General features: G+C 69.6%; 21 protein-coding genes, 2 tRNA genes and 3 pseudogenes. 7 read left to right on the plus strand and 19 right to left on the minus strand.

Translation table 11 applies throughout. The features are described 5' to 3' along the window. Positions 1–69 precede the first annotated feature (69 nt). The 7 genes and pseudogenes from FHS42_RS12820 to FHS42_RS12850 form a co-directional block, all read right to left on the minus strand. Positions 70–609 carry a hypothetical protein gene (locus FHS42_RS12820; protein WP_184572212.1) on the minus strand — a complete coding sequence of 180 codons (540 nt, stop codon included), beginning with the start codon at positions 607–609 and terminating at the stop codon, positions 70–72. Between the two features lie 74 nt (positions 610–683). After that, positions 684–1,871, minus strand: a complete 1,188-nt coding sequence (locus FHS42_RS12825) for a glycosyltransferase family 4 protein (protein ID WP_184572213.1) — start codon at positions 1,869–1,871, stop codon at positions 684–686. After that, positions 1,868–2,797, minus strand: coding sequence for a phosphatidylinositol mannoside acyltransferase (locus tag FHS42_RS12830; protein WP_184572215.1), 930 nt, complete (start codon positions 2,795–2,797; stop codon positions 1,868–1,870). The genes FHS42_RS12825 and FHS42_RS12830 overlap by 4 nt, the downstream gene beginning before the upstream one ends. After that, positions 2,794–3,570: a phosphatidylinositol phosphate synthase gene (gene pgsA / locus FHS42_RS12835; protein ID WP_184572217.1), complete on the minus strand. Its 777-nt coding sequence runs from the start codon at positions 3,568–3,570 to the stop codon at positions 2,794–2,796. Before pgsA ends, FHS42_RS12830 begins: the two co-directional genes overlap by 4 nt. A 333-nt stretch (positions 3,571–3,903) precedes the next feature. Continuing rightward, on the minus strand, positions 3,904–5,922 hold the full coding sequence (locus FHS42_RS12840; RefSeq protein WP_184572219.1) for an FtsX-like permease family protein: 2,019 nt from the start codon (positions 5,920–5,922) through the stop codon (positions 3,904–3,906). Positions 5,923–6,092: 170 nt separating this feature from the next. Then, positions 6,093–6,749: pseudogene (locus FHS42_RS12845) on the minus strand (ABC transporter ATP-binding protein); the annotation flags it as partial. Further along, positions 6,746–6,976: a hypothetical protein gene (locus tag FHS42_RS12850; RefSeq protein ID WP_184572223.1), complete on the minus strand. Its 231-nt coding sequence runs from the start codon at positions 6,974–6,976 to the stop codon at positions 6,746–6,748. The pseudogene FHS42_RS12845 and the gene FHS42_RS12850, both read right to left, overlap by 4 nt. A gap of 118 nt (positions 6,977–7,094) precedes the next feature. Here FHS42_RS12850 and FHS42_RS36975 point away from each other — a divergent pair, with 118 nt between their 5' ends. The 4 genes from FHS42_RS36975 to FHS42_RS12870 all read left to right on the plus strand — a co-directional run bounded on the left by FHS42_RS36975 (position 7,095) and on the right by FHS42_RS12870 (position 13,442). Then, positions 7,095–8,405, plus strand: a complete 1,311-nt coding sequence (locus FHS42_RS36975; RefSeq protein ID WP_312866851.1) for a sensor histidine kinase — start codon at positions 7,095–7,097, stop codon at positions 8,403–8,405. Next, positions 8,402–9,070, plus strand: coding sequence for a response regulator (locus FHS42_RS12860; RefSeq protein ID WP_312866852.1), 669 nt, complete (start codon positions 8,402–8,404; stop codon positions 9,068–9,070). Before FHS42_RS36975 ends, FHS42_RS12860 begins: the two co-directional genes overlap by 4 nt. 295 nt (positions 9,071–9,365) lie before the next feature. Then, positions 9,366–11,558: an elongation factor G-like protein EF-G2 gene (locus tag FHS42_RS12865; RefSeq protein ID WP_184572227.1), complete on the plus strand. Its 2,193-nt coding sequence runs from the start codon at positions 9,366–9,368 to the stop codon at positions 11,556–11,558. Positions 11,559–11,786: 228 nt separating this feature from the next. Beyond that, on the plus strand, positions 11,787–13,442 hold the full coding sequence (locus FHS42_RS12870) for an AbeC-like domain-containing protein (protein WP_184572229.1): 1,656 nt from the start codon (positions 11,787–11,789) through the stop codon (positions 13,440–13,442). 69 nt (positions 13,443–13,511) lie between these two features. On the opposite strand, the gene FHS42_RS12875 is transcribed toward FHS42_RS12870, so the two are convergent. From FHS42_RS12875 to FHS42_RS12895, 5 genes and pseudogenes are all read right to left on the minus strand, one after another. Next, the gene (locus tag FHS42_RS12875; protein ID WP_184572230.1) at positions 13,512–14,072 is read right to left on the minus strand and encodes an HIT family protein; all 561 of its coding nucleotides are present in this window, start codon (positions 14,070–14,072) and stop codon (positions 13,512–13,514) included. 92 nt (positions 14,073–14,164) lie between these two features. Beyond that, positions 14,165–16,147: a threonine--tRNA ligase gene (gene thrS / locus FHS42_RS12880; protein WP_184572232.1), complete on the minus strand. Its 1,983-nt coding sequence runs from the start codon at positions 16,145–16,147 to the stop codon at positions 14,165–14,167. Between the two features lie 327 nt (positions 16,148–16,474). Then, positions 16,475–17,687, minus strand: a pseudogene (locus tag FHS42_RS12885) (hypothetical protein). Between the two features lie 377 nt (positions 17,688–18,064). Continuing rightward, the gene (locus tag FHS42_RS12890; protein WP_184572233.1) at positions 18,065–18,553 is read right to left on the minus strand and encodes a hypothetical protein; all 489 of its coding nucleotides are present in this window, start codon (positions 18,551–18,553) and stop codon (positions 18,065–18,067) included. Positions 18,554–18,587: 34 nt separating this feature from the next. Next, positions 18,588–19,398, minus strand: a pseudogene (locus FHS42_RS12895) (IS5 family transposase). Between the two features lie 96 nt (positions 19,399–19,494). Between FHS42_RS12895 and FHS42_RS12900 the strand changes: the two are divergent. After that, positions 19,495–19,908, plus strand: coding sequence for a 3'-5' exonuclease family protein (locus FHS42_RS12900; RefSeq protein WP_184572235.1), 414 nt, complete (start codon positions 19,495–19,497; stop codon positions 19,906–19,908). Between the two features lie 10 nt (positions 19,909–19,918). Here FHS42_RS12900 and FHS42_RS12905 read toward each other — a convergent pair whose 3' ends face one another. From FHS42_RS12905 to FHS42_RS12925, 5 genes are all read right to left on the minus strand, one after another. Next, a complete protein-coding gene (locus FHS42_RS12905; protein ID WP_184572237.1) occupies positions 19,919–20,098 on the minus strand; it encodes a hypothetical protein in 180 nt (59 codons plus the stop codon). A gap of 213 nt (positions 20,099–20,311) precedes the next feature. Beyond that, positions 20,312–20,383 (minus strand) — tRNA-Val (locus FHS42_RS12910). A gap of 73 nt (positions 20,384–20,456) precedes the next feature. After that, positions 20,457–20,945, minus strand: coding sequence for an SRPBCC family protein (locus FHS42_RS12915; protein WP_184572239.1), 489 nt, complete (start codon positions 20,943–20,945; stop codon positions 20,457–20,459). Positions 20,946–21,406: 461 nt separating this feature from the next. Beyond that, positions 21,407–21,478, minus strand: a tRNA-Val gene (locus FHS42_RS12920). A gap of 53 nt (positions 21,479–21,531) precedes the next feature. After that, positions 21,532–21,987, minus strand: coding sequence for a TIGR02611 family protein (locus FHS42_RS12925; RefSeq protein WP_184572241.1), 456 nt, complete (start codon positions 21,985–21,987; stop codon positions 21,532–21,534). Positions 21,988–22,177: 190 nt separating this feature from the next. Between FHS42_RS12925 and FHS42_RS12930 the strand changes: the two genes are divergently transcribed. Next, positions 22,178–22,591: an SsgA family sporulation/cell division regulator gene (locus FHS42_RS12930; protein WP_003959770.1), complete on the plus strand. Its 414-nt coding sequence runs from the start codon at positions 22,178–22,180 to the stop codon at positions 22,589–22,591. 257 nt (positions 22,592–22,848) lie between these two features. Further along, on the plus strand, positions 22,849–23,463 hold the full coding sequence (locus FHS42_RS12935; RefSeq protein WP_184572243.1) for a CGNR zinc finger domain-containing protein: 615 nt from the start codon (positions 22,849–22,851) through the stop codon (positions 23,461–23,463). Positions 23,464–23,550: 87 nt separating this feature from the next. Here the strand turns inward: FHS42_RS12935 and FHS42_RS12940 are convergent, their stop codons facing one another. Further along, positions 23,551–23,706: a hypothetical protein gene (locus FHS42_RS12940; RefSeq protein WP_184572245.1), complete on the minus strand. Its 156-nt coding sequence runs from the start codon at positions 23,704–23,706 to the stop codon at positions 23,551–23,553. 68 nt (positions 23,707–23,774) lie between these two features. Beyond that, positions 23,775–24,221 (minus strand): hypothetical protein, encoded by a 447-nt coding sequence (locus tag FHS42_RS12945; RefSeq protein WP_184572393.1) that lies wholly within the window; start codon positions 24,219–24,221, stop codon positions 23,775–23,777. Positions 24,222–24,302: the final 81 nt, after the last annotated feature.

Genomic DNA, 24,302 nt, shown 5'->3' on the forward strand with positions numbered 1-24,302 from the left:
CCGCCCGGCGCTCTTTCGCCCGCTGCCCGCTGCCCTTTCGCCGCCCCAGCCAGCCTCTTCGACCCGCTCCTAGGCCACCCGGTCCGCCAGCGCTGCCGGGAACTCGTCGTCCATCTCGAAGGCCAGCGGAAACGGCGCATGGCCCGCGAGCCGGAACCAGCGCACCTTGCGGTGTCTGCGCAGCGCCCTAGCAGCCCGTACCGCGTCGTTATGGAACCGTCTGGCCATCGGCACCCGGCGTACCGCCGCCACCAACTCCCCCACCGCCGCCTCACCGCCTGGCGCCTGCTGCACCGCCTCGACCTGCGCTGATTCGGAGAACACCGCCCGCAGCGCCTGGCTCAACTCGCTCTCGGCCACCTCCCGATGTTCCTCTTCGGCCTGCCGTGCGGCCTGGGCGGCCTGGTAAAGCACGATCGAGGCGGCCGGATCGAGCAGGCTGGATGTGGCCAGTTCCTGGGCGACCGAGGCACGCCGTAGCAGTTGCGCGTCGAGGGCCGCGCGGGCCGCGTCCAGCCGAGTGTGCAGCCGGTCAAGGCGCTCGGCGGTCCACAGCAAATATCCGGCGATGGCCAGGAGAACAACCGCGATCCAGATCAAAGTGGTCACGCCGGGTCACGGTACCGGCTTCCGGCCGCCCGCCGAGCGCGCGGCGGGACCGGCCGGTTCAGCGGGGCGTACGGCTACTCGCGGCCAAGGCCGAACCAGAACCGGGGCGTGGAGCGCTCGTCCGTGGCCACCGAGGTCGCACCTGCGGTCACCGTCTCGTACACGGCCAAAATGTCCGCCCCGACCGTGGACCAGTCAAAGCGCCGCACGTGCCGAGCCCCACGGTCTCGCAACGCCGCGCGCCGCTGCGGGTCGGCCAGCAGCCGCAGCGCCGCCGACGCGAGTGCGTCCGCGTCCTCGTTGCGGAACAGCTCGCCCGCCTCCCCCTGGTCCAGCACCTGAGCGAACGCGTCCAGGTCGCTCGCCAGCACCGGGGCGCCCGCGGACATCGCCTCGACCAGGATGATCCCGAAGCTCTCACCGCCCGTATTGGGCGCGACGTAGAGATCGACGCTCCGCAGCAACCTGGCCTTGTCCTCATCGCTGACCATGCCGAGAAACTCCACCCGGCTCCGCATTGCCGCTGGCAGGTCGGCCACCGCTTCCTCCTCGTCACCGCGCCCGGCGACCAAGAGCCGGGTGAGCGGGCGCGCGGCGAGGATCTGCGGCAGCGCCCGCATCAGCACGGGCAGCCCCTTGCGCGGTTCGTCGATGCGACCGATGAACCCGATGGTGCTGCCGCCCTTGCCCGCCTCGGGCGCCCCGCCGCACCACTCGGCCTTGGGCTCGGCCCGCGCGAAGAAGTCAACGTCAACGCCGTTGGGGATGACCACGGCGTCGCCTCCCAGATGCTCGACGAGGGTGCGTCGCGCGTACTCACTGACCGCGATCCGCGCGCTGATCTTCTCCAAAGCGGCCTGCAAGATCGGGTACGCGGCGATCATCGCCCGGGAGCGCGGGTTGGAGGTATGGAAGGTGGCCACGATGGGCCCCTGCGCCGCCCAGCAGGCCAGCAGGCCGAGCGAGGGCGAGGTTGGTTCGTGGATGTGGATGACATCGAAGTCACCCTCGTGCAGCCAGCGACGGACCCGTGCAGCGGACAGAAAGCCGAAGTTGAGCCTGGCAACCGAACCGTTGTACGGAACGGGTATGGCCCGACCTGCGGAGATGGCGTACGCCGGCAGCGGTGTCTCGTCGTCGGCGGGAGCGAGCACGGATACCTCGTGCCCGACACGGATGAGGTGCTCCGCCAGATCACGGATGTGAAATTGGACGCCCCCGGGGACATCCCACGAGTACGGGCAGACGATCCCGATTCTCAAGTTTTCTCCGTTCCGGGGTTTCCGGAGCTGTCATCGGGGCGGGGTGGAAGGTCGCTGAGCCACAGTGGTTGCAGCATGTGCCAGTGGTGCGGGTGGTCCGCGATGCCGGCGGCGAAGGCGTCGGCCAGGCGCTGGGTCATGACGGCGGCCTGCTCCGCCCGGGTGCCGGCCTGCGGAACCTCGATCGGTGGGTGCATCCGCCCGCGCATGACCGGTGATTCGTCGTACCACAGGGTGACCGGCAGCAGCAGGGCTCCGGTGCGTACGGCGAGCGACGCGGGCCCGCCCGGCATCTTGGCCGCCTCGCCGAAGAACGTCACTTCTACCCCGGAAGCCGACAGATCACGGTCGGCGACCAGGCACACCAAGCCCCCGGCACGCAGCCGCCGTGCGAGTGCGCCGAACGCGCTGCCGCCCGTGTGCGGCAGCACCTCCATGCCCAGGCCCTCGCGGTAGGCCACAAACCGGTCATAAAGCGTCTCGGGCTTCAGCCGCTCCATCACGGTGGTGAACGGCACCCCGAGCTTGGTCGTGACCCAGGCGCCCGCCAAGTCGTAGTTGGCCATGTGCGGCAGCGCGACGATCACGCCCCGGCCGCTGGCCAGGCCGTCTACCAGGTGGTGCGCATCGGCGGGTACGAAGCCGCTTCGTATGCGGTCCTTGCTCCAGGTCGGCAGCCGAAAGGACTCCAGCCAGTAGCGCGCGTACGAGCGCATGCCGAGCCGGGACAATTCGGCCAGGCGGCGTGGGGATGCATCGGGCACCACCCGCGCCAGGTTGGCCTCAAGTCGCAGCACCCCGGCGCCACGACGGCGCCACAGAGTGTCGGCAATGCGCTGGCCGAGGCGTACGACGACGGGTTCCGGCAGCTTCTTCAGCGCGCTCCAGCCCAACCCATACAACGCATCGGTCAGGCGCTCCCTCACCCCCGCTCGCCTCCCCGTCGAACCGAAGCGCCCGCTCCGGCCGTGGCGTCCGATGCCTCGGCTGTGTCGCCAGCGTTCCCGGCATCGGCTGCGTCCGCCGCATCGGCTGCGTCGGCTGCGTCCGCTGTGCGCGCTGCGTCGGCTGCATCCGCATCGTCTGCCTCCCGCCGCACGGTCACCATGCGTTGCACGAGGGTGACCAGGCTGCCCACGGCGACCGCCCACAGCGCGACCGGCAGCAGAATATCGATGTATGGCACACCGAACTTGTGCAGTCCCGACAAGCCGCACGCGACGAGCGAAATGACCAGCCGCTCGGCGCGCTCGACGAGACCGTTGACGTTGACCGGCAGCCCGATGCTCTCGCCGCGCGCCTTGGTGTACGAGACGACCTGGCCACTGGCGAGACAGAAAATGGTCACCGCGCACAGCGTGATGCTGTCGCCCCCACCGGCGTACCACAGCACGAGCCCAGCGAAGACCGCTCCGTCGGCGACCCGGTCCAGCGTGGAGTCAAGGAAAGCGCCCCAACGGCTGGAGCGGCCAAGTTGCCGCGCCATGTTGCCGTCAACCAGGTCGGAGAAGACGAACAGGGTGATGACCACCGTGCCCCAGAAGAACTCCCCCTGGGGGTAGAAGACCAACGCGCCGGCCATGACTCCACCGGTTCCGATGAGAGTCACCGCGTCAGGGCTGACCCCGAGCCGGATGAGCAGGGCGGCGAACGGCGTGAGAACACGCGTGAAGAACGCACGCGCGTACTTGTTCAGCATGGCCTTCCCGAAGGGTCGAAACGGGCCGCGTGGTCAACAGGCCACCGGCTGGCCCATCGTAGCCACGGGTCACGGTGTGCTGCGCACGCGCGGCAGCGCCAAGCACGGCAGCACACCACGACGAGGCGGGCGGGCGGCGCGCACGGGCCGCACCGCGCCCGGTGAGCGGGCGGCCCGGCACGGGGCTGGGCGTGTGGGACGACACAGGAGCCCGGTGCGTACGGGAGGGGCCTGCCAGGCCCAGGCCAGGCTTTAGGTACGGGCTCAGGTACGGGCTCAGGTGTGGGGCACGGGCCCGCAGTGCCGCTCCCGCCCCGGCCAGGTCGCCACGCCTTACCCCGGCCGCGGCCCTCCCGCTCGCGTGACCGACCGCAGCAGTGGCCTGCTCAAGGCGCTGGCCCCGACGAGGCCGGCGAAGCCAAGGCCAAGGCAGCAGGCGAGCAGGGCCGCTCCCCTGGCGTCGAGCGACGCGGAGCCGCCCGCGAGCGTCAGCGGTGCTGCGCAGAAGATCCCGGTAAGCACCGCCCCGCCACCCAGCACTGCCACGGGCAGCACCGTTTCAATGCGCCGCGCCCGGTCCAAGACGCGCAGCGGCGTACCGGCGAGGTGCAGCAGGCCGTAGGTGCGGCGGCGGTCCAAGACGGCGGATGCCGCGGTGATCCCGGCCGACGAGATGGCCACGACGAAGGTGGCGCCGAGCACCGCGAGGATCGCGCGGCGGAAGTCCTTCGCGAACACGGTGCCCGACCAGTCAACGTCGGCTCCGGTGACCGGGTGCTGGCCCGGTACGAGGCCGGTCAGGGCGGTCCTGGCCCGGTCCAGTTCCGCCGCTCCGCCGGACACATCGGCGGTGACCTGGCGGCTTCGGTCACCCTTGGTGGCGATCCAGGCGTCGTCGGTGCCCACGGTGGCCCGTACGCCCGCGTGCGCAAGGCGCTGCTCGGCCTCGGCCCGTACGACCGTGACGCGATCCTCGGGCACGGCGAGCGCGAGGCGGTTGGCCGGGCCCCAGCTCGCGTCGGCGCCGACCGTCATCAGCGCGAAGAACCCGGCCACGAATCCCGCCAGCGTCAGCCCCGACACCGCGCGCCACGCCGACTTCGGGTCATCGATCAGCCGCCGCCCGGCCAGCAGCGTCGCGGGGCGGCGGGCGCGCCGGGCGACGATCCGGCCGAGCAAGCCGACCACCCATGGCCCGACCACCGACAGCGTGAGAAAGACGGCCGCGATGAAGTAGACGATGCTGCCGATGCTGGTCTCCTTGTCCTTGGTCAGCTGCCAGTACAAGGCGAGGGCGCCGACGAAGACCACGGCCCGTACCGCCTTCATACGCGGCGGCTTGGCGCGGCGCGCGACGCCGAGCGGGCCGATCACCACCTGCCGCAAGCCGGCCAACGCGCTGCCGACCACCATCAGCACCACGGCGGCCAGCACTCCGAGCAGCGTCGGTGTGCCCACCCACAGATCGGCCGTGTACCAGTGCCCGCCCGCGACCGGCACCGCGGCGGCCAGCGGTAGCAGTGCCGCGTATCCGGCGGCGCCGAACAGTGCGCCCACCGCACCGGTGACCGCCGCTTCGGCGGTCGTCACGCCGGCGATGCGCGACGGGGTGGCGCCGATCAGGCGCAGCGCGGCCAACCGCTGGTCACGGCGGGAGACCGAGAGCCGGGCCGCGGAGGCGCCGAGCACCAGCAGGGGCACGATCACCAGCACGGTGGCGACCTTGGCAAGCGCCGTGTACTGCCCGCCGGCACTCCACTTTTCGGCCCGTCCGTCGAAGTCCGCGATGGGTGTCGGGGGCACGATGTCGCCCGGGCGACGCGGGTCGGCCTCGCGGGGCGCGGTCATCGCCGGGTCGCGGGGCCCATGGCCCACGACGGCGACCAGCTCTCCTGGCCTGGTCAGGGCCGCACGGCCCAAGGTGCCCGCGCGCTCGCCACCGCCCGGGGCGAGGGCGGGGCCACGGCCGCGCGGAAGGTGGTCGATGAGGGCGCCGAGTGCGGGCGATGTCCATACCTCGCCGGGCTCGGGGAAACGCGGCATGCCTGGCGGCGCCGGCACCTTGGCGGCGCCCAACCGGGCGAGGTCCACGACGGTGACCGGGCGTGCGTTGGTGAAGGCGGTGCTGACGGCCTGCATCGCGACGGGGTGTGCGGACGCCACTGGGCCGCGCCAGTCGGTACGGGCGGCGCGGTCCTGGAAGCCGGCGTTGATGGCCACACAGAGCAGCAGCAGCGCCGTGCACAGGGCCGCGGCGGCGACGGCAAGACCCGTACCGAGCGCTCCCACGCGCCCGCCGCCGCGCAGCAGCCGCCAGCTCAACGTCCAGGTCGTGCGGTCGAGCGCCCTCATGAGCCACTCCCACCGGGAGCGACCGGCCCACCGGGCACGGCTGGGCCTGCTGCGCCGATGGCATCTGCTGCGTTCGCTACAACGGCCGCATTCGCCACGTCGGCTACATCGGTCGCGGCGGCTGCATCGGTCGCGGCGGCTGCATCGGTCGCGGCGGTCTGCGCGGTGCGTATGCGCCCGTCGCAGACCTCGATCGTACGGTCGCACCAGCGCGCCACCTGCGGGTCGTGGGTGACCACGACCAGCGCCGCCCCCTGCCGCCTGGTGACGTCCACCAGCAGGCGGATCACTTCCTGACCGGTGGCTTGATCGAGGGCGCCGGTCGGCTCGTCGGCGAAGACCACCCGGGCGCCGCCCACCAGCGCCCGCGCGATCGCCACCCGCTGCGCCTGGCCGCCGGAGAGCTGGCCTGGCCGCCGGTTGGCAAGCGAGGCCAGGCCCAGCGGGGCGAACCACTCCCGGGCCTGCCGCACCGCCTGGGCGCGCGGGACGCCACCGAGCATCAGGGGCAGGGCGACATTCTCGTCGGCGGGCAGTTCCGGTAGGAGCTGCCCGAACTGGAAGACGAAGCCGAACCTGGTGCGCCGCAGCTCACTGCGGTCCGGCTCGGGCAACTGGTCCACCCGCTCCCCGTCCAGCAGCACCTGCCCGGCGTCGGGGCGCTCGATGCCCGCCAGGCAGTGCAGCAACGTTGATTTCCCGGAGCCAGACGGCCCCATGACAGCGAGCGATTCACCCGCCCCTACAAAGACGTCCACGCCATCCAGGGCACGGGTCGCACCGAAGCTCTTGGCCAGCCCGTGGCCGGCCAGCACGGGGGCGCTCATCGGGCCGTCCCCGTACGGTGCCGGGCGCCACCGTGGCCGACGCGCGCAGCACCGTACGGATCGGCGCAGCCAGGCCCGTACGAGTCGGCGCGGGCAGCCCCGTACGAGTCGGCGTGCGGCGGGGCGTGGGAGGTCCCGTACGCCATGGCGTACGGATCGAAGTGCGCCATGGCGTACGGATCGAAGTGCGCGAAGGCGCCCAGGTTCGCAGGCGTAAAGAAGTTCATGCCTCGACCGTCGCGCGCGACCCGCCTCGGGCGCCTCGGCCACTTGGCCGGTCCCTCGCGGGTCACTCGGCCATTCGGCCGAGATGCCGCCGAGCGCGGTGTCCCTAGCCTTCGAAGAGTGAACGACAGCGACAGCCATCGACAAGCGGATGGGCATACTCCGCTATCCCACCGGGCCCGGCGGTTCGCCTCCTGCGCGCTCTACATCGGGCTCGGCCTGCCCTGGCTGGTCGATCTGGCCAGCCTGGAGGCCGCGCGGCGGCCGGGCGGCGCCAACCCGTGGCTACCTGTGGTCACCGGCCCGCTGGCGGCCGTGTTGCTGGCCTCGCCCTGGCGATGGCTGACCGTGACCCGTCGCGCCGCGCTCGCCGGGCTCGGTTCCTTGGCGGTGACCTGCGTACTGCTCCTGCCAGGTCAGGGCGTCGAGGTCAGCTGGGGGCTACTGGAAACCTCCTGTCTGCTGCTCCTGCTGATCCGTACCGCCCGCGAGGCCGCCTCCCCCAGCGCCACCGTGGTGTGGTGCGCGGTGCTGGGGGGCGCGGTCGTCACCATGCCGCTGCGGATGCACTACAACGGGGGCGACCTGACCTTTGTGTTTGTGCTGACGCTCGCCGCAGGAGGCGCCATCGGGCTCGGCAGCTATCTGCGGGGGCTCGATGGGCGACGTACCCGCGCCGTTGCCGCGGTGCGCCAGGGCGAGCGGCTCGAACTCGCCCGCGATCTGCACGACTTCGTCGCCCACCATGTCACCGGCATCGTGGTGCAGGCACAGGCAGGACGCGCCATCCGGGAGAGCGCCCCGGAGAAGGTCGGCCCGATCTTGGACAGCATCGAACGGGCCGGCGTGGAGACGCTGGACTCCATGCGCCGCCTGGTGCGGGTGCTGCGCGAGGAGGAGGGCCGGATGGTGCGGCCGGGCGAGGTGTTCGCCGAACTCGCCGAGTTGGTGGCCGAGTTCTCGCGCGATGCCCGGCAGTCGGCGGCGACGCTCCAGGTGTCGGCCGCCGCCCGGCAGGCCAAGCTCGCTCCCGAGGTCGAGACCTCCGTACACCGTGTCGTCCAGGAGTCCCTCACCAACGTCCGCCGGCACGCGCCCGGCGCCCCCAAGGTCACCGTGACGGTGCGGGCCGACCCGTCTCCACAGCAGCCACCAGCCGAGCGGCTGGAGGAGTTGGCAGGCCCCGGGCGGTCATCGATCGGTGACCGTGAGCGGAAGATGACCGTGGAGGTACGCAACGAACCACCCACCGAGCGCGCCGCCGCCCCACCCGGTGGACGAGGCGGGTTCGGGCTGCTCGGGCTGCGGGAACGGGTCGAGGCGGTCGGCGGCGAGCTGACGACCGGTGTGACGGCCGAGGGCGGTTGGCGGGTGGCCGCCACCTTCCCCGTGCTGCCGCCGGCGCCCGGCATGGCAGGATCGAGCGGGTGAGCAGCCCGACGACCCGCGTCCTGATCGCCGATGACCAGGAGATGGTCCGTACCGGATTCCGGCTGATTCTTGAGGCGAGGGCCGGTATCGAGGTCGTTGGCGAGGCCGCGGACGGCGCGGAGTGCGTGGCCATGGCCCGGGCGTTGCGGCCCGATGTGTGCCTGGTGGACATCCGGATGCCCAAGTTGGACGGCCTGGAGGTGACCCGGCTGCTGGCTGGACCCGGCGCCGTCGATCCGCTGCGCGTGGTCGTCATCACCACCTTCGACCAGGACGATTACGTGTACGGGGCGTTGCGTGGCGGCGCCTGTGGCTTTCTTCTGAAGGACGCGGGACCGGAGCTGCTGGTCGAGGCGGTACGTGCCGCCGCGCGCGGCGACGCGCTGGTCTCACCCGCGGTGACGGTGCGGCTGTTGGAGCGGCTGGGTGAGGAGCTACCGCGGCCCGCGGGACATGATGTCCAGGGCCCGCTGACGCAGCGGGAACTGGAGGTGGCGCGGCTGGTGGCGCGCGGCCGGACCAATCAGGAGATGTGCGCGGAGCTGTACCTTTCGCTGTCCACGGTCAAGACCCATCTGGCCAGCATCCAGGCCAAGCTACAGCTGCGGAATCGGGTGGAGATCGCGGCGTGGGCCTGGGAGACGGGAACGGTCACCCGCCGCTGACCGGGCCCGGCCGCCGCGCTCCGCAGCCACTTCGTCCTCCCGGGGCTGCCCCCGCCCTCAGTTGTTCCGCTTCTCCCGCCAGCACGAGCACCCGCGGCGCCCTGACCGCGCCACCGCCCCGCGCCACCGCCCCGCCTCGCCGGCCCCCGCCCCGCGCCCCGCACCGCTCCCCGGCGGCCGAAAGTACGGGCACGCACGCCCTACGGCGTTACGGCTCCGTGTGCGACGTATGGACGCACCGTGACAGCGGTGGAAAGCTCGAAGGACGCGGGTGTCAACCGGGAGGTCGAGACACATGGGCGGGAAGACGGGTACGCATCCAGGGGCTGCCGGCAGGGCGGCGACGGCCGACCACCCCAGTTCGATTCGGAACGTGGTGCTGGTCGGCCATAGCGGAGCAGGCAAGACAACGCTGGTAGAGGCGCTGGCGCTGGCCTCGGGGGCGGTCAATCGGGCCGGCCGCGTCGAGGACGGCGGGTGCCTTTCGGACTACGACGAGATAGAGCACCGGCAGCATCGGTCGGTTCAGCTCTCCCTGGTCCCCATCGAATGGGGCGGAATAAAGATCAATCTGCTGGACACACCAGGCTACGCCGACTTCGTCGGGGAGCTGAGGGCCGGTCTGCGAGCCGCGGACGCGGCCCTCTTCGTTGTGTCGGCCGCGGACGGCGTGGACGGCTCGACACGCATGGTGTGGCAGGAGTGCGCCAGCGTGGGCATGCCACGGGCCATCGTCATCACCCATTTGGAGGCAGCTCGCGCCGACTTCGATGACATGACCGAGACCTGCCGCACCATCTTCGGCGGTGACAACCCCGACGCCGTACTGCCGCTGTACTTGCCGCTGTACGGCGCCGCCGGCGTCGATGGACAGCGTCCCGTCGCGGGGCTCATCGGGCTGCTGTCGGAGCAGGTGTACGACTACGCGTCCGGTGAGCGCACGCAGCGCACGCCCGACGGGAGCGAGCTGCCGCTGGTTACGGAGGCCCGTAACCGGCTCATCGAGGGCATCATCGCCGAGAGCGAGGACGAGACCCTCATGAACCGCTACCTCAGCGGTGAGGAGATCGACGTCAAAACGCTCATCGAGGACCTGGAGAAGGCCGTCGCGCGAGGCTCTTTCCACCCGGTGCTCGCCGCCGCCCCAGCCGCCGATGGCTCCCGGCACGGCCTGGGCACCACCGAACTTTTTGAGCTCATCACCGGCGGCTTCCCCACCCCGCTGGAGCGCGTCGCACCGGCCGTGTCAACGCCGCAGGGCCAGCCGAGACCAGCCCTTGAGTGCGACCCGGCCGGCCCGCTGGCCGCCGAGGTCGTCAAGACCTCGTCCGACCCGTACGTCGGCCGGATCTCCCTGGTGCGGATCTTCTCCGGCATGCTCCGCCCGGACGAGACCGTGCACGTGTCAGGGCACGGCCTCGAAGACCGGGGCCATGAGGACCACGACGTGGACGAGCGGATCGGCGCGCTCTCCGCGCCCTTCGGCAAGCAGCAGCACAGTCTGCCCCAGGCGATCGCGGGCGACCTGGCGTGCGTGGCCAAGCTGGGCCGGGCCGAGACCGGCGACACCCTCTCCGCCAAGGACGACCCGCTGCTGATGGAGCCGTGGGTGATGCCCGATCCGCTGCTGCCCGTCGCCATCCAGGCGCACAGCAAGGCCGATGAGGACAAGCTCTCGCAGGGGCTGTCCCGGCTGGTCGCCGAGGACCCGACGATGCGTCTGGAGCACAACCCGAACACCCATCAGGTCGTCCTGTGGTGCCTGGGCGAGGCACACCGGGACGTGGCCCTGGAGCGGCTGCGCGCCCGCTACGGGGTACGGGTGGACTGCGTACCGCACAAGGTGTCGTTGCGCGAGACCTTCGGTGCCAAGGCGGGCGGTCGAGGTCGGCACGTCAAGCAGTCGGGCGGCCACGGCCAGTACGCCATCTGCGAGATCGAGGTGGAGCCGCTGCCCGCCGGGTCCGGCATCGAGTTCGTGGACAAGGTCGTCGGTGGAGCCGTGCCGCGGCAGTTCATCCCGTCCGTGGAGAAGGGCATACGCACCCAGGCAGCGCGCGGTATTGCCGCCGGATATCCGCTGGTGGATGTGCGGATCACGTTGCTCGACGGCAAGGCACACTCGGTGGACTCCTCCGATGCCGCCTTCCAGACCGCGGGCGCCCTCGCCCTGCGCGAGGCCGCCGCCGACTGCCGCATCGATCTGCTGGAGCCGGTGTGCGAACTGGGTGTGAGTGTCCTCGACGAATACGTCGGCTCGGTCATGAGCGACCTGTCCGGGCGCCGTGGCCGCGTCGTGGGGACCGAGCAGACCAGCTCCGGCGTCACCCTCATACGGGCCGAGGTGCCCGAGATCGAAACCAGCCGCTACGCCGTAGACCTGCGCTCCCTCTCGCATGGCACGGGCCGCTTCAGCCGCTCGTACGCACGCCATGAGCCGATGCCCACACAACTCGCCGAGCGACTGCGCGAATCCATAGAAAACTAGGCATAACACAAGCACCGCACCTCCCAACGCGCTTGCTGGTGACGGCTTTCCGGGCTGCCTTCCGGAATGCTTTCTCGGCCGCTTTCCAGGCTGTGGGGACAGGCGGTGCCTGCCACGGATACGCTGAAGGGCGGCTCACCGGCGAGCCGCAGCAGCACAAAACGTGTGCCGGGTACGGCAGTCGGGAATGGGCCGCAGCAAAGCACGCGGGTGGCATTGGGGGCGGTAGTGACGGCGGATGGATTCGACTTCAGTCCCGGAGCGCAGGTTCCGCTCTCCGGCGCGGCAGGGCAGACAGCGGCGACCCAGGCGCTCGCCTCGGCCGCCTACCGCGACACCGAGGTCAGCAAGCTACTCGACGCCAACTCCGAGTGGACCGTATCGGAGGTCAAGCCGCCACGTTTCTCCCTGTTCGAGCCCAACCTCGGCGAGGCGTTCTCCCGTGCCGTGCAGGTCCGTATGCTCGGCGGCGCCCGCAAGCAGCTCATCCAGTCCTTCGGCACCGAGCCGCAGACAGTCGTGGAGCACTGCCTGGCGGCCAACCGCATCCGCAAGTCCCGCGACGCACGGCTAACCGTCGTCATGGTCGTCTTCGGGCTGCTGTTTCTACCGGGCGTGCTGCTGTGGCTCGCCGCGTTCCAGATACGGCGCACCATGGCCGGCTCGCAGAACAAGGGCGCCGGTGCGCTGGGTATCTTCTTGGCCATCGTGGTGGGCGGCCTCGTCGCGTTGGGGATGTGGAAGGCGCCAACGGACAACTTCTGGTGGCTCTACGCGCGGGTCATGCTGGTGGCGCCGATCGTCGGCTGGGCGATAGCGAAGTACATCAGCGAGAAGACCGCCAAGGACCTGCGCGCGCGCTGGACGGCGCTCCTCACCGGCGGCGGCCTGGGCGCCAAGGTGCCCGAGGCCGTGCCTCGCAACCCCGGCGAGACGGCCGCTGAGCAGTTGCGCAAGGGCCTGGAGAAGCTCACCGCCGAGCAGCGCAGCAACATCGTCTTCTACGCGGGACCCAAGGGAATACTGGGCATGGGCACCCGCTGGGGCAGTTGGCAGCTCGCCGAGGACCTGATCCCGATCGAGGCCGAGAAGGAGATCAACCCCTTTCGCAGCTGGGACGTCATAAAGTCCATCCACGATCAGCTGCGACTTTTGGAGCGTGGCCCGCTGCACACCGGCGGCTTTCCCACCCCCTCCGTACGCCACTGGGTGGTCTCCCCCATCGGCGAGGGCGCTACGGAGGTGGCCCGCGGTGGCAGCACCGAGGAAGAGGGCTTCCAGATAAAGGGCGTCGAGCTGCAACGCATCTGCAACGACCAGCAGTTCGACAGCGGCGACCGGCACTACCTCGGCGTTCAGTTCGTGCTCTGGGATGGCCAGCTCGTCATCACCATGCTCATCACCGTGACCGTGCTGCACAAAACGCTGCGTATCGAGATCACCGGCCATGCCCTGGGCCCGGTCCATCCGCTGTTCACGACCAAGCCCAAGCCGAAGACCAAGACGGTCAACAAGACCATCAGGTTCTGGGAGACCAAGGACATTCCGCAGCCGCTGGTGGAGACCAAGGAAGTCGTCCGGCTCGCCGCCCGCGCCCCCTTCACCTGGTACCCGCCGCTCCTGGACTACCTGGGCGGCAAGCTCAATCTGCCCGAGCCCTTCGGCCTGCGCCACGCCTGGGCCGACCGGCCGTGGCGGCACCGCTTCATGGCGGATGACGCGCTGCGCGCCGCCACCCCGGTGCTCCGCGTGGTGCACGACGCCGCGCTGCGCGTGTTGAAGGAGAACGGCGTGGACACCGAGCGCTTCGGCAACCGCTCCTCGGTCCTCAGCGGCGCGGTCCAGGACGCGGCGCCGCGCAAGGCAGACCTGTACGACGCCTGACGCCCAGGCCCGCCTGGCCGGCGCAGGCCGGTTCAGGCGGGCAGGCCCAGGCCGTTCAGACGGGCAGGCTCAGGAGAGCGGCCAGACGTCGGCGAGCAACTGCCGGGTGTCGGCGAGCAGTTGAGGCAGTACGCGCGTGGTCGCGACGACGGGCATGAAGTTGGTGTCGCCGCCCCAGCGGGGCACCACGTGCTGATGGAGATGCGCGGCGATCCCCGCCCCCGCCACGCTGCCCTGGTTCATGCCGATATTGAAGCCGTGCGCCCCGGACGCGGCACGCAGTGCGACCATGGCCGCCTTGGTGAACTCGGCGAGCTCGGCCGTCTCGGCGGCGCCCAGCTCGGTGTAGTCGGCGACATGCCGAAACGGCACCGACATCAGGTGACCGGACGTGTACGGATACAGGTTCAGCACCGCGTACACATGCTGCCCCCGCGCGATGATCAGGCCATCCTCATCGCTCTTTTCGGGGATGGTGCAAAAAGGACAGCCGTCGTCAGCGCCCGGACCGGTCGGCTTATTCTCGCCTTGGATGTATGCCATCCGATGCGGCGTCCACAGTCGCTGAAAGGCGTCCTGTGTGCCGACTCCGATCTGCTGCTCCGGCTCACTCGTCATGAGCGCCAGCATATTCCCCGGTGGGAACGCGATGCGGGGCGACCCGGACCGGCCGCCCGCACGGGCGGGGGCGCCCAGCCGCCCCCGCCCGTGCGGGCCGCGCGTCACACCTGGATACGGCGCTCCACCGCGTCCACGATCTCCGCGATGGCGTCCGCCCGCGGGATGCCGTTCTTCTGCGAACCATCGCGATAGCGGAAGCTCACCGCGTCGGCCGCAACGTCCTCATCGCCCGCGATCACCATGAACGGAATCTTGACCTTCTGCGCGTTACGGATCTTCTTCTGCATCCGGTCCGACGAGGAGTCCACCTCGACCCGCAGCCCCTTGGCCTTCGCCTCGGCCGCGAACTGCGCCAGGTAGGGCACGTGCGCGTCACCGATCGGGATGCCGACCGCCTGTACGGGCGCGAGCCAGGCCGGGAAGGCGCCCGCGTAGTGCTCAAGGAGGACCGCGAAGAACCGCTCGATGGAGCCGAAGAGCGCCCGGTGGATCATCACCGGCTGCTGTCGCGACCCGTCGGCGGCCGTGTACTCCAGGTTGAACCGCTTGGGCTGCTGAAAGTCCACCTGAATGGTGCTCATCTGCCACGAGCGCCCGATCGCGTCCTTGGCCTGCACGGAGATCTTCGGCCCGTAGTACGCCGCGCCACCCGGGTCGGGCACCAGCGGCAGGCCCTGCTTCTCGGCCGCCACCTGCAACGCCTCGGTGGCCTCCGCCCACTCCGCGTCCTCACCGATGAACTTGTCGGAGGCGGGGTCGCGCGTGGACAGTTCCAGCTCGAAGTCGTTCAGGCCGTAGTCGCGCAGCAGGTTCAGCACGAAGGTGAGCAGGCTGTCCAGCTCCTGCGGCATCTGCTCCTTCGTGCAGTAGATGTGCGAGTCGTCCTGAGTGAAGCCACGCGCCCGGGTCAGGCCGTGCACCACGCCGGACTTCTCGTACCGATAGACCGTGCCGAACTCGAAGAACCGCAGCGGCAGTTCGCGGTAGGACCGCCCACGCGCCTTGAAGATCAAGTTGTGCATGGGGCAGTTCATGGCCTTGAGGCGGTAGTTCTGCCCATCGAACTCCAGGGGCGGGAACATCGCCTCGGCGTAGTTCGGCAGATGCCCGGAGGTCTCGAACAGCTTCTCCTTCGAGATGTGCGGGGTGTTGACGAACTCGTAGTCCGACTCCTCGTGCCGCCTGCGCGAGTAGTCCTCCATGACCTTGCGCACCACCCCACCCTTGGGATGGAAGACCGCAAGTCCGGAGCCCAGTTCCTCCGGAATGGAGAACAGATCGAGCTCGGCGCCCAGCTTGCGGTGGTCGCGCTTCTCGGCCTCGGCGAGGAACTCCAGGTGCGCCTTGAGCTCGTCCCTGGTCGGCCACGCGGTGCCGTAGATCCGCTGGAGCTGGGGGTTCTTCTCGCTGCCACGCCAGTAGGCGGCGGCCGAGCGCATCAGCTTGAAGGCCGGGATGGCGCGCGTGGACGGCAGGTGCGGGCCGCGGCACAGGTCCTTCCAGCACAGCTCGCCACTCTTGGCGTCGATGTTGTCGTAGATGGTCAGTTGGCCCGCGCCGACCTCGGCGGACGCGCCCTCGGCGGCGTCGGCAGCGGAGCCCTTGAGACCGATGAGCTCCAACTTGTAGGGCTCATCCGCCAACTCCGCGCGCGCGGCCTCGTCGCTGATCGCCCGACGGGAGAACCGCTGACCCTGCTTCTGGATCTCCTGCATCTTCTTCTCGATGCGCTTGAGATCATCCGGGTGGAACGGCTTCTCGACATCGAAGTCGTAGTAGAAGCCGTCCCTGATGGGCGGGCCGATGCCCAGCTTGGCCTCGGGGAACAGTTCCTGCACGGCCTGCGCCATGACATGCGCGGCGGAGTGCCGCAGGATGTCCAGGCCGTCAGCGGAGGTGATCTCGACGGGCTCGACCTCGTCGCCATCGGCAATCTCGTACGCCAGGTCCTTCAGCTCGCCGGCAACCCGAGCGGCGACGATGGAACGGTCACCCTCGAAGAGCGCGGCGGCCGTTGTGCCCGTCGTGACCACGCGTTCTTCCCGCTCGGAATCGCGTTGGATGATCACACGGACGTCTGACACCGGTCTCTCCTGACGTTGGGGTCGCGCAGCAGTGAGCGCTACGCAGCCGAATCGTACCGAGCCGGATGGCCGGCTAGCGAAACGGTGCGCCACGCCCCACCCCACACGGCCCCCGCGGCGGCGCCAGCCCCGGCCTCGATCCCGCCTCGATCCCGGCTGCAAACGCCGGCCACAAACGCCGGCGACCGACTCCGACAGCCCCTGCCCGGGACCGATCGCCACAGCTCCCGACCGGGCACGCGCAACGGCCCTCCCGCAGCGGCCGACGCCCACAAGAACGGCGGCGGCCGAGCCTGGGCGAGGGTCACGGTCGAGCGAAGGCGCCACTCAGCCTCCGCCGCACGCCTCATCAAAGAGGTCCGCGTTTTCGTGCAGCGACGTCAGCAGCCCCTCCCGCTCGGTGTCATCCACGCGTACGGGCGTAACTCCACGGGCCCCCCTGATCCGCCGGAAGCCGCCACCGCTCTCCAGTCGCCCGCTGACCCGCACCGGCAGCCCGAGCAGGTGGGCTTGCCCGGCGATGCGGTAGTCGTCCTCCTCCAGCGCGGCCCGCACCTGGGTGACCTCCGCCCCGGCCAGCACGCGCAGTCGTACGGAGCCAGGGCCGCTGGGCGCCGCGCGCCGCAGCCGGACCACCGTGCCGGTGATCCGCACCGGCACGGACGGCTCAGCACGTACGTACCGCGCCCCGGCCTGCCGCGGAGCCGGCAGGTCGCCCGCAGTGAACTCGACGGGCTCAGGGCGTGCAGTGCAGCCGGCCGGCGGCCCGGCCCCCGGCGACCATCGCAGGGCCACCCGGGTTCCCGCGGAGCCGGCGACGAGATCGACAAGAGACTCGGTCAGTTCATGGCAAACGCCCACTTCGACGGCGGCGTCGAACGCCTCCATTCCGCCGGTGGCCCGCTGGTAGTCGGCCGCGTCACGGGCGGCGTGCAGCGCACACAGCAGCGTGGTGACCAGTTCCCTGCCCTCGGCCACCGGGACATAAGCGGTGAGCTCCCGCCCGCCCGGGGGCGGCACCAACCCACACCCGCTCCACACCCTGCTCAGCGTCGCGGCGGTGCCGTGCACCGTAATACCCGGCCCGCCCGTGGGTGGCCAGCGCACCGGCGACAAGCATGGCCCGGGCGGCGGAGCGCAACTGCTCCCGCGCACCCCAGGCAGCGACCTTCGAGCCGTCATCCGGGCCCTGCGGCACATCGCGCCACCAGCGAATCTCATCACTGGGCACGGCAAGGCCGACCAACACCGCGCGAGCGGAGGGCACCGCGCTGCGCGACAGTGCCAAGAGCGCCTGGCCCAGCAGGTCAGCACTGTCGAAGAAGGCACGGTTCTCGGGTACGAGCAGGTTGGTGCCGCCACCGGCGTCCCCTGGCGAAGTCCAGCGCGCATAGTGACCGGCGGCTCCGCCACGCCGCCGCCAACCGTGCCGGGCGAGCAGGGCAGTCAGTACGGTCGGATCGACGGTCTCGGGGTCCGGGAGCTGTGTTCCCCACGCCATGGCGTCGTTGACGGGTGCGCCGCCCGGCCGGTGCATCATGGTTTCCCTCCCGCCCGGGCCCGAGCCATGCTCTCGTGCAAGGCGCGGTTGCCGAACGCGCGTGGTGCATGTCCGCACGGTGGTATTGCCCCGGCCTGTCACCGGGTGGCTCGGGCAGGGGGCAGTGAGCCGACGTGACCGGGCCGGGCTGCGCGAGCGTCATCGCAGAAGCGCCTTCGAACACTGCCCAGCAGTGCCGACCTCTTCGAGCCCGGCGGCCCGTACATCTGTTTTGTCTCCGTCTCAACTCCCCCGCAAACAGCAGCCGTTCGGCCCTGCGCCCAACCGAGCTTCACCAGTTCGGCGGTGACAGACGCCACTAGGCCGTGTTTGAGATGTTGGCGTGCGGTTCCAACCACCTGTTAAGGCACATCTAGTCAGAGGGCGATTTCGCTGCGCAGGGAGCTGACCTGCAGATCATCTCGGACGGCGTTGCGCAGTACCTGGAGGTGGAGGTTGTAGCTCGACAGATCGGCCTCGTACTCCGGGGAGCCCATGCCCTGGCCATGAGCGATGCGGTCGCGTAGCACGCGCAGACTTTGGAATGCAGCATCTGCTGCCCGGACGACCCTTTCTGGGGCGGTGAGCACAAGATGCTCCCGGGTTTCGACCAGCCCCGCATCGCGCATGGCCGCCCTGGCGGCCAAATTTCGCGGGACATCTTCCGAGTGGTCGCCCAGCGAGACCGCGCGCAAGGACTGGCTAGCACGATGCAAAGCGCTCAGGTAGGCAACGTAGATCTCCCTCTGCACGCTGAGCCGGCGGTCGTTGCGTTCTCGCTTCCAGCGCAAGCCGTCCGACAGCAGGGCTGAGCCCAGGCCAACCATGGCTCCGACAACGGTGGACAGCAACGCGATCCATGTCATGGCCCGAGAGCGTAGGCCGAGCCTTGACCCATGGTCATAGGGACTGCCGTATCAGGGCAAGCAAGACGGTTGCCTCGTAGCGAACGGCGAGCTTGTCATACTTCGTGGCGACGCCCCGTGCCTGTTTCAGCAGTCCGATTCGGCACTCGATTTTGTGACGACGCTTGTAGCGCTCGCGATCGAAGCCAGGCGGCCTGCCACCTGCGGAGCCGCGCCGCAAGCGGTGTCCGGCCTGGTCTCGTTTCTCCGGGATGGTGTGCGGAATTTGCCGTCGGCGCAGGTAGACACGGATCTTCCGGGAGGAGTAGGCACGGTCCGCGAGGACGTGGTCGGGCCTCGTGCGCGGATGTCCGGCGGTGACCACGGCCGCAAGCACGTGCATGGGGGAGTCGAGACCGCAAGACGGATCTTCGTGGTCAGGCCGCCCCGCGAGCGACCCAGGGCGTGGTCATCCGGCTCGCCCGCCAAGCCGTCCTCATCTGTCCGGCACGGATCGTGAGCCCCCTTTTCTTGGCCCCCGCAGCGTGTTGGTGGGCCCGGCAGACGGTGGAGTCCACCGAGACCTCCCACTCGATGATGCCGTCCGAGTCAGCCTTGACCTGCAGTCTCTTCAGGACGCTGGCCCAGGTGCCGTCGATCTGCCAGCGCCGGAAGACTGAATATGCCGTCTCCCAGGGGCCGTATCGCTCGGGCACGTCCCGCCACGGCGAGCCGGTCCGAGCCCGCCACCAGATCCCGTCGAAGACCTGACGGCGATCCCGGGGCCGCCGTCCCATCTTCGGTATCGGCGGCAGCAGCAGTTCCAACCGTCCCCATTGTTCGTCAGTCAGGTTCCCACGAGCCATTCGGAGATCGTCCACGGCCTTGATCAAGATTTCAAACACGGCCTAGGCAGCCGAGCACGGCAAGTCAGGGCATGTCGCACTGGTCCGAGGGGCCACTTGCTGCCTGCGACACCGCCATCAGCGGGCCGCGCTTTCGGCCTATCCGCCCGCCCCGTCGCCGTACCTCATGGACCCCGGGACATCGACGAGCATCTCGACCGCTACCGCAAGGGCCGCCGCACGTTGGCCGACCTGTGCGCGCACGATGACGTCAAGTTGGTGGGCGCGCACGATGCCGCGGCCGACGCGGCTGCGGCGCTTGAGGTGGTACGGGCCATGGGCCGCCGATTCGCCACCCGTCTCGGCCCACTGAGTCCCGCCCAGTTACGCGCCAGGCAGGCCTTATGGTGCGCGACGCGGGCCCGGAACCTGGAGGCATGGTTCGCCCGCAACGGCTCTTCGGACCCCTGCGATCTGAAGTGGCCGCTGCGGCTGTGCTTCTTGTGGCCGTGGCTGTCCAGGGCCACGTGAGCAAGTCGGGTCAGCGGTCGGCACGGCGCATCGCGAACAGCCCTACGGCTGCGGCGAGCGCGCAGATGCCGGTCAGCACGCTCAACACGGTTTCCGTGCCACCTTCGTCGAGCACCACGCTCAGCATCACATTGAGCCCCAGGCACAGCCCCAACATGAGCCACAGCAAGGATTTGGTCGCACTGGTCATCTCTGTCGTCCTCCATCGCTCACCTTGGCGTTCGCACGGCTCACATTAGGTAGGCGAGGGCCATCTCGGCATGGAGCACTCCCCCGGATCGTGGTGTAGCCAGCTACACCATCGAGGCCGGAAAGAACGGACAAAGACACCCCATCCATGCGCGTCCACCACAACGCAAAGCGCCGCACTCCCTACGGAGCACGGCGCCTTATCAATACGGGGTGGGCGATACTGGGTTCGAACCAGTGACCTCTTCGGTGTGAACGAAGCGCTCTCCCACTGAGCTAATCGCCCCGATTGTCCGGCGAATTTCCCTTGAGGTAATCCCGCGAACGACCTGAACAATACATGTCGTGGCGACCGTTGTTCAAACCGCGTTATGCGGCGGCACCCCGGCAGCGAGCACAGCACGCAGCCCGCGCTGCCCACCACGCATCATCAGCGCGTGATTGAGCACCAGAAACGGCCGGCAGAGCAGCGCGATCCGACGTAGCAGCGGCTTACACAGCTCAACTTCCTGCTCAAAAAACGCCTGGCTGCCACTGCCCTCCCCGGCCACCGTGTGGGGCTCTACCGTCCACCGCGCCCAGCCTTCGAGGTCGCCGGTCATGGCCATCTCCAGCACTCGGGCGGCAGGGTCGCGGCGGGTCTCGTGGGCGGAGACGACGAGGTCGTACGGGAGGACAGAGCGAAACCGAGCAGTGCCGCTGCCCTCATCGCGCGGATGCGCCTCGCGCACCTGCGGCCACCAGGCGGGGTACTCCTCGGCCCGCTCCAACACCGCGTACACGGCGTCGGGCGGCGCGGTAAGCGTCCAGGAACTGCGGAATCGATAGTGATGCCAGCCACCAGCCATGCCCGCCAGTGTGCCGGACGGCCCCGAAGGCGAAGCCAAGCAGCCCCACCCCTCGCCGCGGGCCACCCCCGAAGGCGAAGCCGAGCGGCCCCACCCACACCACAGGCCCACCCCCGAAGGCGAAGCCAAGCAGCCCGTGCACCCCGAAGGCGGAGCCAAGCGACCCAGGCACCGAAGGCGAAGCCGAGCGGCTCTACCCCACGCCACGGACCCACACCCACCCCGGAAGGCAAAGCCGAGCAGCCCCACCCCAGCATCACGGGCCCACCCCCGAAGGCGAAGCCGAGCAGCCCAGGCACCGAAGGCGAAGCCGAGCACCCCCACCCCACGCCGCGGCCCCACCACCCCGGCCCAAGGGGGTGCGGGTGGCGAAGCCCCCGCCACGCGAGGCGAAGCCGAGCAAAACGACGAAGGCGACCCCGTCCGCGCTTTCCGCGGACATGGGTCGCCCATCGCCTTCGTGGGCGATACTGGGTTCGAACCAGTGACCTCTTCGGTGTGAACGAAGCGCTCTTCCACTGAGCTAATCGCCCTCGGCTCGGCCAACATTACCGCATGTCAGGCCGTGCTTTTGCCTCGCTGCGGGTCACTCGTCGATCTTCCATGGCATGACGATGCCGAACTTCCAGACGTACACGGTGACGGCTGCCGCGATGATCACGAGGCCGATGGTGGTCAGGATGATGTTGCGGCGGCGCACCGCGGGGTCGAGGGCGCGCTGAGTTGCCTCGGTCACTTTGCGTTTGGTCCAGCGCAGGACGAGTTGGGCCCAGACGAATTCGGTGGCCCAGATGCCGATGCCGCCGAAGATGACCAGCCAGCCTGGTCCGGGCAGCGGCAGCATGATGATGCCCGCGATGACTACCGCGAGCCCGACGATGAAGACGCCGACCTGCCAGCTCACGTGGAGGGCTCTGGACCGCTTGATGAAGTGTGGCGCCCGTGAGCCGAGCACCGGCTCTTTTCTTATGCCGTCCCCCGTATCGGGCGGCACGATGGGGGCTACTGCGCCCATCGGTCGTCCGTCACTCTCCGCGCTCATGGTGGCCAACCTACCGGATCGCGCACCTTCACTGGAATGGCGGTTTAAAGCGAACACGGGATCGGCCAGGCGAGCGACCCGAAGACCCGCAAAACGGGCAGAGGGGTTTACAACGGCACCGTAGGTGGCATGTCGATTTCGCCGACGTGCGAATCCCCGAGCGCACACTGAGCGAAAGGCCCTGGCGCTTATGAACACCACGGTCAGCTGCGAGCTGCACCTGCGCCTCGTTGTATCGAGCGAGTCCTCACTGCCTGTACCCGCGGGCCTGCGGTATGACACGGCCGATCCCTATGCCGTGCACGCCACCTTCCACACCGGAGCCGAAGAGACGGTCGAGTGGGTCTTCGCCCGCGACCTTCTCGCCGAGGGCCTGCACCGGCCCACGGGCACCGGCGACGTCCGTGTTTGGCCGTCCCGCAGCCACGGTCAGGGCGTCGTCTGTATCGCGCTGAGCTCTCCGGAAGGTGAGGCACTACTCGAAGCCCCGGCGCGGGCCCTGGAGTCCTTCCTGAAGCGGACAGACGCCGCTGTGCCGCCAGGCACCGAGCATCGGCACTTCGACCTGGATACGGAGTTGTCGCACATCCTGGCCGAGAGCTGAGATCTCGTACGAGCTGATGCGTATCGCGGTCTGGTGCCGCGACCGCTTCGCTCCCGCCCGCGTGGGCCGTCCAACTCGGGGAGACGGCCCGGTACACCGCTGGCACACACCCATCGCAGACCGCATACGACACACGGCAGACAACGGTGCCGTCGCCCGGCCAAGGCCGCGGTGACGGCGCCGTCGTCACTCCCGGCCCGATAGAGTCACCGAAATCGAAGGGCAGCCGCCGACCCAGTCCGGCCAGGGAGCGAATCGTGCTGATCAACCACGACACCCGGTGTGCGCTCGATGCGGTCGTTGACCTGGTGAACACGGCTCCGGACGGCGAGGAGCCCGACCGGCTGCCCGATGTGGCGGCGCTGAGCGACTTTGTCTCGCGCAATGCCATCAGCGATGTGGGTGCCCTTGGTAAGCGCGAGCTGGCGGCCGTGCTGGCGACCCGAAGCCGGTTCGTCGAGGTCTTCGCGGCTACCGATACGCCGAGTGCGGCGGAGTTGCTGAACGCGATGGTGGCCGCGGCGGGCACAACTCCCCAGCTCACCGATCACGACGGCTACGACTGGCATGTGCATTACTTCGCGCCGGGTGCGTCGATCGCGGATCACCTGGCCGCCGACGGCGGCATGGCGCTGGCGTTCTTGCTGGTGGCCGGCGAACGGGAGCGGCTACGGCGGTGTGAGGCACCGGACTGTCGGCGGGCCTTCGTCGATCTGTCCCGAAACCGCTCACGCCGCTACTGCGACAGCCGCACCTGCGGCAACCGGCTACACGTGGCCGCCTACCGCGCCAGGCGGCGGGAGGCCGGGGGCCTGGGCAGCGGCGACGGTCTCCAACGGCAGGGGCCGCAAGTACAGCCGTCCGACGCGTAGCCACCCGGTGCATAAGGGCCCGCTGCGTGGGGGCTCGCGATGCACGGGAACCCGGTGCACACGGGGGACGCTGCGTGGGCCAGCGACTCACCAGGGGTAGAGATCATGGACGGCCGCGAGCAGGAGCAGGCTGGCGATCACGCTGAGGAAGAGCATGAGCGGCGGCTGGGAGAGCGCAAAGAGGCAACCGCGGGATTCTTCGTGGCCTGGGGCGGGGCTGCGTTCCCCGGGTGAGTGCGACATCGCTGCCCGATGATCCCTGAGCCGGGAAGCCAGCGCTCACCAACGCCCCTCCCTCGGGGGATAGTTCGTCAGATCCCGTGCTTCTTCAAGATCGCCTCGATATCGGCGAACTCCTCACCGCTGCCGTTGGCCTTGGTCTTGCGCTTGGGCTGCCGATCTGGAACCCGGCTGGCTCCCAGCGAGGGCGCCGACGCCTCCGGAGCCAGCGCCGCACGTTGTGCCGCCGCCGCGGCCTTACGCTCCTTGCGGGTGCCGCCTTCGGAGCGGGTTTCGACGGCTCGGACCACCACGAACAGCAGCGCCGAGACGGCGAGGACACCGAAGCCCAGCCACACGGTGGGCTTGAATACCAGGTCGGTGATCCAGTCCGCGATCCCGGTCATGGCGAGCCCCAGGGGAAGGAGCGAGTACGCGGCAATCCGGGTCGCCGCCAGAAATCGCTTGCGGTACGCCGTCATGGCGGCGATGCCCAGACCCGCCGCCGACAGTGCGGCGCATAGCGTCGAGGTCAGCATCCGGTCCTCCTGCCAGTGGGGCGTTGTCTCTTCCATCGTGCACTGTTCAGCGTGCGATCAGCCACGCTCGGACGTCGTATT

This window comes from Streptomyces zagrosensis (assembly GCF_014203645.1).
Lineage (GTDB): Bacteria > Actinomycetota > Actinomycetes > Streptomycetales > Streptomycetaceae > Streptomyces > Streptomyces zagrosensis.